This is a genomic window from Mycobacterium saskatchewanense (assembly GCF_010729105.1).
GTDB classification, from domain to species: domain Bacteria; phylum Actinomycetota; class Actinomycetes; order Mycobacteriales; family Mycobacteriaceae; genus Mycobacterium; species Mycobacterium saskatchewanense.
In genome coordinates this window covers 5,287,364-5,299,630 of the sequence record NZ_AP022573.1, presented here as the reverse complement: position 1 = coordinate 5,299,630, position 12,267 = coordinate 5,287,364, and the positions used below count along the sequence as shown (strand labels likewise).

Here is a 12,267-nt window from a genome sequence, read left to right as displayed (position 1 = left end):
ACGAGTGCAGCGTGACCGTGGGCGCAATCTCGCTAATCCGCGTGATCCGCGACTAATCCGCGAGTGATCCGTGAGCGTCAGGCGCGCGGCTGGCGATACAGCGCCGCACCGGCGGTGACGCCCGCGCCGGCGACGACGAGCATGATCCGCGCGCCCGTTGGAAGCCTTTCGACCTCCGGTTCGAGCGCCGCCGCCAACGCGGCCGTGTTCATGCGGTGATCGGATGCGGCGCGGATCTTTTCGGTCGGCACGCCGAGCAGCCGGCTCAACGCGTCGCGGTACCCGGGCCGGGCGGGGGCGGCGATGATCAGGTCGATGTCTTCCCACCGCGTGGATTGCTGGTCCAGGCATGCGCGCGCCGCCTCCGCGGCGGCCGCGGCGAAGCGCTCGTCCATGTCGGGCGACTCGATGAACCGCAATACGTTGCGGGCGTCCTTGAATCCCACTGTCGCGGTGAACGCCTCGGAATCTTCTCCGTTGGTGTGCACCCACGAGACGCGGCTGAGGCCGTCGTCGTCATCGGACCATCCGCACAGCATCGCCGCTCCCGCGGCCGAGAAGGGGAAGTGCTCGCTCATCCCGTGTCCGGGGTTGGCATCGCTGGCGACGACGAGCGCGCGCCGGATGGCGTGACTCCGCAAGAAACCGTCCACGATCTGCAGCGCGGTCAGCATTCCGCAGGTGCCGTTGGCGATGTCGAACGAAAAGGTGCCGTGGGCGCCGGCGTGCGGGTCCCCGGGGTTGGCGCCGATGTCGTCCTGGATGAGGGCGGCCAGCGCGGGCTCGCCGAGGTTGCGGTCCCGGTAAATGCCCGCGTTGACGACGAGGTCGAGGTCGGACGCGGCACAGCCGGCCCGCTTGAGGCAGCCCTTGGCGGCGGTGACGGCGAGATGCAACGCGCTGTGACGGCCGCGCAGTCGCGGATGCGAGATGTCGATCCGATCAATCACTGTGCCCATAGCGGCTGACCACCTCCTCGTCCAGGGTCAACAAGACCACGCCGATTTCCAGCCCGGAGGCGAGCGCCAGCAGCGCGATCCTCTCCCCGGGCTTGATCCGCCCCGCCTCGAGTTCCTCGACCAGGGCCACCGTGTGGGTGGTCGACGCGGTGTTGCCGTACCGGTCCACGGTGATCACCGCGTCGTGGCGCGGGCTGTCGCCGAACACCTCGGTCATCCGCGCCATGCCCTTGCGGATCGCGCGGGCCGAAGTCTGGTGGGTAATCACGTGGTCGATGTCGTGGATCGAAAGGCCCACGGTGTCAAGCACTTCGGTCAACAGCAGGGGGGTGTCGGCGATCGCGGCCTTCTGGATGGCGCGGGAGTTGGTGAACATCCGCGCGCCGGGGTCATGGCCCTGCGGATATGCCAGGCAGAGCCGGCTGTAGTCGGCGACCGTCGTGAAGCCGGCCAGCGCGATTCCGGCCGAACCGGCCGGGGCCCGCTCGAGCAGCAGGGCCGCGCCGGCATCGCCGAGGGTCAAGCAGGCGAGTTCCTTGCTCATGATGTTGCGGATGTGCTGGGCGGCGTTGTGGCTCAGCTGCGAGATGTACTCGCCGCTCACGACGAGGCCGCGCTCGACCACGCCCTGCCTGATCCAGTTGTTCAGGATGGTGACGCCGGTGAGCATTCCGGCACACGCGTTGGACACGTCGAACGTCATCGCATTGTCGGCGCCGATCGCGCGCGCCACGGCGCTGCTCATCGTCGGTTCGAGCCATTGGGTCAGGCCGCCGCGAAACTTCGTGATGCTGCAGCTGATGACCACGTCCAGCGAAGCCGGGTCCTGTTTCGCGCCCGCGAGACAGTCCACTGCCGCCGAGGAGGCCAGCGTGAAGGAGTCCTCGTCCCCCGCCGAGATCCGCCGTTCGCGGATGCCGGTCAGCCGCTCCAGGTCGATATGGGTGTGGTGGCGGGTGGACGCCATCAACTCGTCGGTCGTCAGCCGAGTGCCGGGCAGATGACGGCCCGCACCCGCCACCCGCGCCACGAACGGCGCTTCGCCGCCTTCCCCGGTTTCCATCACCAGCCAATGCCGAGTCATCGGCGCCACCTCCTTTGGTTAGCGGTCACTGGCGGATCTCCAGGACTTCGGTCACCGGGCGGCGGGCCGTCCCGCCGACGTGTGGGTCGCGGGCCGGCGACGTGCCGATCCTGATCAATAGTTGTGGCCGCCCGGGGTTTCCGGTCACCTCGCTGATGACGTCGCGGCTGGCCGCCATCTCGGTCATATGGGTCAGCGTGCAGGTGGCCATCCCGGCCACGGCGCACTCAAGCAGGACCGCCGACAGCGCCTCACCGCATCGCAGCACGTCCAGCAGTGCATCGGTCTCGGTGGTGAGGACCACGATCTGGGACTGGTCGTGCTCGACAGTGGCGTGACGGCCGCCTCCGCCCGCAGGGGGAAACGCCCGGCCGATGTCGACACGGGACGACTCCGAGCTGGACACCAGCTCGCTCTGCGGCACACCCATGTCGGAGCTGAACGGCGATGTCCACCAACGCAATTCGTCCTGGTAGGAGGTGTCGTACCGACGCAAGGTCTCGGTGAGCCGGGACGCTTCGGCCAGGGCCGGCCGCGCGTCGTCCGTCACGGTGTCGAGGCTGATCCCGTACGGCGCGACCGCCCGGCGGAGCGCGGCCTCCAGAGCGGGCCAGGCGGCCGGGGCGCGATAAGGCAACCGGTCGGTGTGCCGGCGAAGGATCGCGGCCGCGCGCCGTCGATGCGATTCGGTCACCTCCGCCAGAGGCGAGAACCGCAGACTGGCAAGGTGATCCGGGTCTTTCGGGTCCGGCAGGCGGTGGGTGACGCTGTCCCAGCCGGCCGCCGCCATGGCCACGCGCAGATGGTCGAGGACCGCACCGCAGCTCAGAGTCAATTCCCGGCCCGCCCGGTCCGTCGCGTACACCAGCCGATAGCGGTCCGCCCGGAGCGACAACGCCGGCCCCTCGGCGATCCACCGCCACGGCTGGCTGTTGTGCAGGGAAGGCGCGTGGCAGGCGAGGGTCACGGCCTCGCGGATCACCTGCACGTCCGGCGCGTTCTCTCGCATCTCAACCACTTCGCCCTGCCGATCAGGTCGCTCGACGCCAGACATCAAGCGCCTCCTGCACTCCGACGCCGAGCGGTCGGGACGTGTCGAGCCGGTGCGCGGCCGGCCAGCCCGCGCCGGACTCCTCGCGCCGGGCCGCCAGCACCCCGGCGATTTCCGGGGTCACCTCGGAGCTGCCCGGCGGTCGTGTCGTGATCCGGTCAGCCGCCGTGTCAGGCGTCGCGGAACACAGCAACTCCACCATCGCCGCATGCGTCCGGCCGGCCAGGCGGTGCGCCTCGGCGCGGTTGCGCGGGTCGTGCCAGGTGCCGTCGAGGATCACCGATCGGCCGTCGGCCAGCAGCCGGCCCGCCCGGTGCAGGACGGCCTCGTAGACCGTCGCGACGTTGTTCGGGCTGTACAAGCCGGAGTCCAGCACGCCGGCGTCCCCGCCGATGACGCCCGCGTCACGCAACTCCCGTCGCACGTCGTCCGTGGAAATCACCTGCGCCCCAACTCGTTCAGCGAGCGCCCGGGCGACGGTGGACTTCCCGGTGCCCGGGTTGCCGCCGACGAGCGCCAGTCGGACGGTCCCGGCCTCGAGATGGCGGGTGGCGATAGCGAGGTGGCGCGCGGCGTCATCAGCGGCCGCCGGTGCGCCCTGCGAAACCCGCACGCAATCCACCTTCGCCCTGACCCCGGCCCGGTAGGCGATATAGAAGTCGTGAAGCGCCGGCGGCGCAGCGTCGGCCGCAAGCGCCGCGTGGCGTTCGAGAAAGTAGCCGCCAAGGTCCGCCCGCCCCAGGAACTCCAGGTCCATCGCGAGGAAGGCGGCGTCGTCGGCGCAGTCGACGTAGCGCAGGTTGTCGTCGAACTCGAGGCAGTCAAGCAGGGCCGGCTTGCCGTCGACCCAGAAGATGTCGTCGGCCAGCAGGTCGCCGTGCCCGTCGACGATTCGTCCGTCCTCGCGGCGATGCGCGAAAAGGGCGGCACGCCCGGCGATGAACTGGTCGGCCAGGCGCCGCACCAGGGCTACGGATTCGGGCGAAATCCCCATATCCGGCCGCGCCGCGTAGCGCTCCAGCTCGACCAGGTTGTCGTGCCAGCGTCGCTCGATCGCGACCGGCTCGCCCTGGGCGCTGATGTCGCGGCCCCGTTCGGCGCGCGCATGAAAGCGCGCCAGCACGTCGGCGATGGCGTCCAGCACGCGTCGCAGGGATTCGTCGGAGTCGCGGCCCACCATGGCCGCCAACCGGTCCTCGTCGTGGTAGCGCCGCATCACCACGAGCGGTTCGGCCGGACCCCCGGCGGGATCGGTGAGATGCGCGACACCGAAATAGCTGTCGGGAGACAGGCGGCTGTTGAGCTCGACCTCCCGCCGGCAGGCGCGCTCCCGCTGCTGCGGTGTACGGAAATCGAGAAAGTCGGTCAGCACCGGCTTTTTGGCCTTGAATGCCCGGTCGCCCGCCAAAACCACTATGCCCGTGTGGGTTTCGTGCACGTCGACATAGGGCACGGCAATCCTTGTCGTTGACTCGGTCTCCGTAGCGGTGGACATGTGGCCGCGCGCCCCTAGGACGGCCGGGCCACGATCACGGGCATCCGCACCGCGTGGACGACGGCATTGCTCACCGAACCTAGCAGCATGCCGCTCAAACCGCCCCGGCCGTTGCTGCCCACGATGGTCAGTTGCGCCGATTCGGACTTCTCGATCAGCTGCCGGGCCGGCTGGTCACACACGACGAGCCGGTGCACCGTCACGTCCGGGTAGCGTTCCTGCCACCCCGCGAGGCTCTCGGCCAGACTCCGCTCCGCCTCGGCTTTCACGGCCGACCAGTCCAGTCCCGGTAACTCGAAGACGTCGGCGTCGCTCCAGGCGTGCAGCGCCGTCAGCTCGACGCCGCGGCGCGAAGCCTCGTCGAAGGCGATGGCCGTCGCGAGGTCGGAGGCCGGCGAACCGTCGATGCCCACCAGGACGGGGGCCTGCTGCGGGTGGGGCATGAGCGGGTCCTCGTCGTGGATGACCGCCACCGGGCAGTGCGCGGTGCGCACCACGCTGGAGCTCACCGAGCCCAGGAGCAGCCGCGCAACCGCTCCGCGGCCGTTGCTGCCGACGACGACCATCTCCGCCTCGTCGGACATCGCGACCAGCGTCGGCACAGGCGGCGCGCACCTCAACTCGCTGTGGATTTCGACGGCGCGGTCCGCACTCACGGCCTCACGGGCGATCTTCACGGCGTGCTCGAGGGTTTCGCGGCCCTGCTCCTCCTGCCATACCGCGACGCCGGCGGACACCGGCAGCTGCGGCAGCATCGGCACCATCGCATTGACCATGTGGACCACCGTCAGCGGCACATGCCGCATAGCCGCTTCCCGGGCCGCCCAGCAGACCGCTGCATTCGACGCCCCGGATCCGTCGACTCCGACAACGATCCGGTTCCCAGGTGCAGACATTCGGTTCTCCCTCCGTCAGGGGGAACGCTATTGCCCGGACGGGCGGCGATCATGAGGCTTAAGTCCCCAACCGCATGGTCATCAGGCCCCGGTGCACGCACGAGGGTTGACCCGGTTCATGCGGTGGCCCATCGTCACAAAGGTGACCGAATGGCCCGCGACCATCGACCGGCGTTACCACGATGCGGTGATCCTCTCGCTCTGCAGCCTGGTCACCGAGACCCGTTCGGGTGACACCGAAGTGATCGAGGCCCGCGATTCGACCCTCCCGTTGCTGCGACGCCTGCATGACGCCGGCATCGGCACCGCCGTCTACTCGTCCACCCACGACTGCGCGCAGGCGCTGCGGGCCGCGGGGCTCGGCGACCTCGTCCGCGTGGTCGTCGAGGGGTCCGGGAAGCCCGATGCCGAGGCCTTGACCGGCATGGCAAAGCGGTTGGGCACGCGGCCCGTTCGCTGCGCGGTCATCGACTGCGAGCCGGACGGCGTCGCGGCCGCCCAGGACGGCGGCTTTCGGCTCGTCATCGGAGTCGAGCGCAACGGCGGCGGCGACCAGCTGGCGTCCGCTGGGGCCGACACCGTCGTCGCCGACCTGGCGGAGATCACCGTGCGGACATTCGGCAGCGCCATGTCGACGATCGCCGACGGCCTCCAGGTGTACGGCCAGCTGAAGGCCTTGGCGCTGAACCGACGGCCGGCGGTGTTCCTGGACTTCGACGGCACCCTGTCCGACATCGTCGGGCGGCCGGAGGCCGCGACGCTCGTCGCCGGCGCCGCCGACGCGTTGTCGGCCCTGGCCGCGCTGTGTCCCGTCGCGGTCATCAGCGGGCGGGATCTGCAAGACGTGCGCGCCAGGGTCGACGTCGACGGCGTGTGGTACGCGGGCAGCCACGGCTTCGAGCTCGCCGCACCGGACGGGACCCAGCACGAGAACGCCGCCGCCGCCGGCCTGACCGACGCCGTGTCGCGCGCCGCCGCCCAGCTGGCGGAGACATTGAGCGGCATCCCGGGAATCTCCATCGAGCCCAAGCGCTTTGCGGTGGCCGTCCACTACCGCAACGCCGATCCCCGCAAGGTCGACCGGATCGTCGCGGCGGTGCACCAGCTCGGACGATCGGCGGGACTGCGGGTCACCACCGGCCGCAGGGTCATCGAGCTTCGCCCCGACATCGACTGGAACAAGGGCAGGGCCGTCAACTGGGTTCTCGACAGAATCCAAGGCGACGGAGGACCGGCCGAGGCGCGCGCCGTCCTGCCCATCTATGTCGGCGACGACATCACCGACGAAGACGCCTTCGGCGCGATCCACTTCGATGGGGTCGGGATCGTGGTGCGCCACGACGAGGATGGGGACCGACCTTCTGCCGCACTGTTCAGTCTCGAGAACCCCTCCGCAGTATGTGAATTCATCAGCCGGCTGGCACACGACCTGCAAGCCCGGGCGCCCAGACCGAGCGACCCGTGGGAGCTGATCTACGAGGGCTACGACGCGGAGCACGAGCGGCTGCGCGAATCGCTGTGCACCGTGGGCAACGGGTACGTCGCCACGCGCGGCTGCGCCCCGGAGGCCGGAGCGTCCGAGTCGCACTACCCGGGAACCTACGCCGCGGGGGTGTACAACGAGCTCTCCGATCGGATCGGGGGCCGTACCATCGAGAACGAGAGCCTGGTCAACCTGCCGAACTGGCTGTCGCTGACGTTCCGCATCGACGGCGGGCCCTGGTTTGACATCGACGACGCCGAGTTGCTGTTCTACCGGCAGACCTTCGACCTGCGGCACGCGACGCTGACGCGCGAACTCCGGTTCCGGGACGCGGCCGGGCGGGTCACGGCCCTGACGCAGCAAAGGTTCGTGTCCATGCACTCCCCGCACGTCCTCGCCATGCGGACCACGGTGACGGCCGAGAACTGGTCGGGCACCGTCGAATTCAGATCGCTGCTGGACGGGACCGTGCAGAACACGATGGTGGAGCGCTACCGGTCGCTGTCGAGCACGCACCTCGTCGGGGCGGTGATCGACGAGATAGCGCCCGACTCGGTGATTCTGCGAACGCAGACGTCGCAATCGCACATCTCGATCGCGGTGGCCGCGCGCAGCACGGTGTGGTGCGGCGACACGCCGGCCGATGCGGAATACGCGCCCGTCCGGGAGTCCAACCGCGGCGGTCACGACATCGCGGTCGAGCTGTCCGCGGGACAGGCGGTCACCTGCGAGAAAGTCGCGACCATCTTCACGTCTCGCGACGCCGCCATCTCGGAACCGGCCAGCGCGGCGCTCCAAAGGCTCGGCGCCGCAGGCCGATACGCCGAACTCCATCATCAGCATGCCGGGGTATGGACGCGGCTGTGGGAGCAGTGCGACATTGGGCTCGACGACAACGAAGACGCGGTGCGTGTGCTGCGCCTGCATCTGGTCCATCTGCTGCAGACGATTTCGCCGCATACCGCCGAGCTCGACGCGGGGGTGCCGGCGCGCGGGCTGCACGGCGAGGCGTACCGCGGGCACGTCTTCTGGGATTCGCTGTTCGTGTCCCCGGTGCTGAACTTGCGCATGCCCAACGTGTCGCGGTCACTGCTGCTCTACCGGTACCGGCGACTCCCCCAGGCACGCCTGGCCGCGCGACGGGCCGGCTATCTCGGCGCGATGTATCCGTGGCAATCCGGCAGCGACGGGCGGGAGGCGAGCCAGCAGCTGCACCTCAACCCGCAGTCGGGCCGGTGGAATCCGGACGCCAGCGCGCGCGCACACCACGTCGGGCTGGCAATCGCCTACAACGTCTGGCAGCACTACCAGGTGACCGGCGACCGTCAATGGCTCATCGACTACGGAGCCGAGATGCTGGTCGAGATCGCGCGGTTCTGGGTGGGTTTGGCGAGTCTCGACGACAGCCGTGGCCGTTACACGATCCGCGGGATCATCGGTCCCGACGAGTTTCACTCGGGTTACCCCGGCAAGGAATACGACGGCGTCGACAACAACGCATACACCAATGTGATGGCGGTCTGGGTGATCATGCGGGCGATGGACGCGATGGACCTGCTGCCGCTGCGCGACCGGCTCGATCTCATCGCGAAGGTCGACCTGGCCACCGACGAGCTGGACCGGTGGGATCATGTGACGCGCCGGATGTTCGTCCCCTTCCACGACGGTGTGGTCAGCCAGTTCGAAGGCTATTCGGACCTGGAGGAACTGGACTGGGAGCGGTACCGGCAACGCTATGGGAACATTCAGCGGCTCGATCGCATCCTCGAGGCCGAGGACGACAGCGTGAACAATTACAAGGCGTCCAAGCAGGCCGATGCGCTGATGCTGTTCTATCTGTTGTCGTCCGAGGAGCTGCTGGGGCTCTTCGGCCGGCTCGGGTACCGGTTTGCGCCGGAGCAGATCCCGAAGACGGTCGATTACTACCTCGCGCGCACGTCCGACGGGTCGACGCTCAGCTCGCTCGTCCATTCGTGGGTCGTGGCCCGCGCCAACCGGCGTCATGCCATGAAGTACTTCGTGCAGGTGCTGGCTTCCGACGTCGCGGACATTCAGGGTGGTACGACGTCGGAGGGCATCCACCTGGCCGCGATGGCCGGCAGCATCGACTTGCTGCAGCGGTGCTTCACCGGACTCGAGACGCGCGACGACCGGCTCGTGCTGGCGCCGCACTGGCCGAAGGCCCTGGGCCCGATCGAGTTCGCGTTCGTCTACCGCGGCCAGCGTCTGCACCTTCGCATCAGCGGCCGGGCCGGCGCCTTGACGTCCGAGGCGGGCAATGCCGAGCCGATCCGGGTCGAATGCCGCGGCCGGTTACACCGCCTGGAACCCGGCCACACCATCGAAGTCGCCTGACGCACGGCCATCCGCAGGTGACCATTGCCTTCAAACGGGGGTCGAACGGCCCTGCGCGCACCGGGCCGCGCCGAATAACGTCGGCGGTGGCGGTGCCGGGACTGTCCCGGTAGCCAATGGACTGGGAGGACGCGATGAATCATCCGCAGCCATCGGAGCGGATCGTGGTGGGTATCGACGGCTCGGCCGCCGCGATCAACGCGGCGAAATGGGCGGCGGCCGAGGCGGTCAGCCGGAACGTCCCGCTGCGGCTGGTCCACGCCGTGCCCGAGCGGTGCGCGGACGAGGGCACGGGTGACGAGAGCCTCGAGGTTCAGTACGCCGAAACGTCGCTGCGCGACGCCGACGCGGCGCTGCAGGCCACGGGCGAGCCGGTCAAGGTCGAGTGCGGCATCGTGCGCGGCTCGCCCGAGAGCACCCTGATTGTCGAATCGCGCAATGCCGCAATGATTTGCATCGGATCGGTGGGAATCGGGCGCATCGCCAGCAAGGTCCTCGGTTCGACCGCCGACGCCGTTGCCCGCAAGGCGCACTGCCCGGTCGCGGTCGTCCGCACCGATCACCAGCCCGCAGCGGGCTCAGACGCCGGGTGGGTCGCCGTGGTCGTCGACGAAGCGCCGAGCAACGACGCGGTGCTCGAACACGGCTTCCGGGAGGCGCAGCTGCGGTCGGCGCCGATCCTGGCGATGGGGGTGTGGCGCTGGGGGCTGGGCGAGATTCCCTACCGCCAGCTGGAAGACCGCCTCGGCCCGTGGGTGGCCAGGTATCCACAGGTGCACGTCATGCCTGCGGCCGCCCGTCGCGGGGCCGCCGAATTCCTCACCCACACACAGGAATCCGTGCAGCTCGCCGTGGTGGGCGACGAGGACGCCGACAAGGTCGCGCGGATGGTGGGGCCCACCGGACCGCGCATGGCCGGGCGCGTCGGGTGCTCGGTGCTGGTCGTCCGGCACTGAGCGGCCGGCCTGCCTTCCGCGCGCCGAACGGGATTACGCACTAAGTTCCACGAATGTGGCTGCATGGCACCCACGGCGGATCGATGCACCGAGGGCGACTCACGCCACTAGCCATCCGAGGACGGCATGCCGGCGACGAACGGCGTGTCCACCCCCACCCGGCCGACGCCGGCGGCGCCGCCCGGTGATCCCAGGGGGGTGTCCCGCCCCGGCAACGGTTCGTTGAAGAATGCCGCGTTGTCCGCCAGGTGCCGCAGTTGGTCCTCGGGCAGGTCGCCCTCCCAATAGATCGCCTCGACGCGGCAGGCCGACTGGCAGGCGCCGCAGTCCACGCACTCGTCGGGATTGATGTAGAGGCTGCGCGCGCCCTCATAGATGCAGTCGACCGGGCATTCCTGCACACAGGACCCGTCCACCACGTCTACGCACGCCGCGCCGATCACGTAAGTCATAAGCCGCGACGGTAGCCACCCGACGGCGCCGCATGCGCCTGCCGAACGGCCTCGATACCCGGGACCAAAGGCCCTGCCGGGCTACGCGTTGCGAACGACGATCACCGGCACTTTCACCGTCTGGGCCACGGCGGAACTGACGGACCCCAGCAGCATGCCGGGAAACCCGCCGCGGCCGTGGCTGCCGACCACCACCAGCTGGGCGCGCTCGGATTCCTTGACCAGCCACTGGGATGGCTTGTCGCAGTACAGGAGCCGGTGCACGCGCACGTCCGGATACCGCTCCTGCCAGCCGGCCAGTCGTTCGGCGAGGATTTCCTGCCCTTCCGCCTCGCGGTCGCGCCAGTCCATGCCGAGGATCGGGAACACCCCCACGTCGCTCCACACGTGCAACGCCAGCAGGTCGACCCCCCGGCGCGAGGCCTCGTCGAACGCCAGGGCCGTCGCCGCCTCGGACGCCGGCGACCCGTCGATGCCCAGCAGCACGGGCGCTCCCGGTCCGGGAGCCGTGGCCTCGTCGGAGTGGATCACCGCGACCGGGCAGTGTGCGTAGTGGATCAGCCCGGCGGTCACCGAGCCCAGCAGCAGGCGGCCCAGCGCCCCCAACCCCTGGCTGCCGGCCACGACGATCCACGCATCATTCGAGGCCTCGATCAGCGCCGGCACCACGCCGGAATACACCGTCTCGGTGTGGATCTCGACGTGCTTGGAGTCGACGAGGCTGGCGGTCAGTGTCTTGCGCGCTCGGTCGATGACCTGGCGCGCATCGTCCTGCTGCCACTCGGGCATGTCCGCGTACAGCTGGCCCACCGGCCAACCGACGACCACCGGCGGGACGGCGTGCATGAGCGTGATCGGCAGGCCGCGCAATTCCGCCTCACGGGCACCCCAGGCCACCGCGGCGTCGGACGCCGCGGAGCCGTCGACGCATACCAGCACGCCGTATTTGCCTGCATTCTCTACCATTTCACGCTCCTTGCTACGAAATCTCTTCGGGAAGCTCGATTTCCAGGTGGCGAACCGACCCGTCCGCGGGTTCGCTGTGCCAACCGAGTTCGAAGAAGACGGTCAGCATCAGGTGGTTCTCGCCGAGCACGTCGGCGGCGAAGCGCTCCACGCCGTTGGCCCGGGCGATCCGGCCGAGGTGTTTGAGCAGGGCGGTTCCCGCTCCCTGCGAATGGTCCTCGTGGGCCACCACGACGGCGACCTCCGCGACTCGCGGCTCGTCGCGCATGACCGTGTAGTGCGCGACCCCGATCAGCCGGTCCGCGTCGAAGGCGCCCAGCGCGTACGAACCGTCGGCGGCCCCGGTCAGCTTGCCGACCAACTCGGGCAGGCCGATGGGCTGCAGCGTGAAGAACCGAAAGTACCGGTCGTGGTCGGAGAGGTGCTCATGAAGCGCCAACACGGCCGCCGCGTCGCCGGCGCCCAGGCGCCGCAACGACACCTGCCGCCCGTCGAGCAGTCGGGCGCTGGCCGCCTGCACCGCCTGGTCGCTCATGTTTCATGACGCTATTCCGGAGCGACGCCCTCCGG

The 12,267-nt window shown here is 69.4% G+C and carries 10 protein-coding genes; 2 read left to right on the top strand and 8 right to left on the bottom strand.

All coding sequences use genetic code 11. The annotated features are described in order from the left end of the window. Positions 1–77: 77 nt before the first annotated feature. Genes G6N56_RS24770 through G6N56_RS24750 form a run of 5 tightly spaced genes read right to left on the bottom strand, consistent with a single transcriptional unit; the run spans position 78 to position 5,485 of the window. Positions 78–959 carry a 3-oxoacyl-[acyl-carrier-protein] synthase III C-terminal domain-containing protein gene (locus G6N56_RS24770; protein ID WP_085256350.1) on the bottom strand — a complete coding sequence of 294 codons (882 nt, stop codon included), beginning with the start codon at positions 957–959 and terminating at the stop codon, positions 78–80. Continuing rightward, positions 943–2,043 carry a 3-oxoacyl-ACP synthase III family protein gene (locus G6N56_RS24765; protein ID WP_085256349.1) on the bottom strand — a complete coding sequence of 367 codons (1,101 nt, stop codon included), beginning with the start codon at positions 2,041–2,043 and terminating at the stop codon, positions 943–945. Before G6N56_RS24765 ends, G6N56_RS24770 begins: the two co-directional genes overlap by 17 nt. Before the next feature lie 25 nt (positions 2,044–2,068). After that, positions 2,069–3,097 (bottom strand): Acg family FMN-binding oxidoreductase, encoded by a 1,029-nt coding sequence (locus tag G6N56_RS24760; protein ID WP_232069146.1) that lies wholly within the window; start codon positions 3,095–3,097, stop codon positions 2,069–2,071. Further along, complete coding sequence (locus G6N56_RS24755) at positions 3,075–4,589, bottom strand: bifunctional aminoglycoside phosphotransferase/ATP-binding protein (RefSeq protein ID WP_085256347.1); 1,515 nt, start codon at positions 4,587–4,589, stop codon at positions 3,075–3,077. The genes G6N56_RS24760 and G6N56_RS24755 overlap by 23 nt, the downstream gene beginning before the upstream one ends. A 14-nt stretch (positions 4,590–4,603) precedes the next feature. Beyond that, the gene (locus G6N56_RS24750; RefSeq protein ID WP_085256346.1) at positions 4,604–5,485 is read right to left on the bottom strand and encodes a universal stress protein; all 882 of its coding nucleotides are present in this window, start codon (positions 5,483–5,485) and stop codon (positions 4,604–4,606) included. A 142-nt stretch (positions 5,486–5,627) separates the two neighbouring features. On the opposite strand from G6N56_RS24750, the gene otsB reads away from it, so the two are divergent. Both otsB and G6N56_RS24740 read left to right on the top strand, forming a co-directional pair. Next, positions 5,628–9,323 (top strand): trehalose-phosphatase, encoded by a 3,696-nt coding sequence (gene otsB / locus G6N56_RS24745; RefSeq protein ID WP_232069145.1) that lies wholly within the window; start codon positions 5,628–5,630, stop codon positions 9,321–9,323. 134 nt (positions 9,324–9,457) lie between these two features. Then, complete coding sequence (locus G6N56_RS24740; RefSeq protein ID WP_085256364.1) at positions 9,458–10,279, top strand: universal stress protein; 822 nt, start codon at positions 9,458–9,460, stop codon at positions 10,277–10,279. Between the two features lie 107 nt (positions 10,280–10,386). Here G6N56_RS24740 and fdxA read toward each other — a convergent pair whose 3' ends face one another. From fdxA to G6N56_RS24725, 3 genes are all read right to left on the bottom strand, one after another. Continuing rightward, a complete protein-coding gene (gene fdxA, locus G6N56_RS24735; protein ID WP_085256344.1) occupies positions 10,387–10,731 on the bottom strand; it encodes a ferredoxin in 345 nt (114 codons plus the stop codon). Positions 10,732–10,812: 81 nt separating this feature from the next. Continuing rightward, on the bottom strand, positions 10,813–11,697 hold the full coding sequence (locus G6N56_RS24730; RefSeq protein WP_085256343.1) for a universal stress protein: 885 nt from the start codon (positions 11,695–11,697) through the stop codon (positions 10,813–10,815). 13 nt (positions 11,698–11,710) lie between these two features. Continuing rightward, a complete protein-coding gene (locus tag G6N56_RS24725) occupies positions 11,711–12,232 on the bottom strand; it encodes a GNAT family N-acetyltransferase (protein WP_085256342.1) in 522 nt (173 codons plus the stop codon). Positions 12,233–12,267 lie beyond the last annotated feature (35 nt).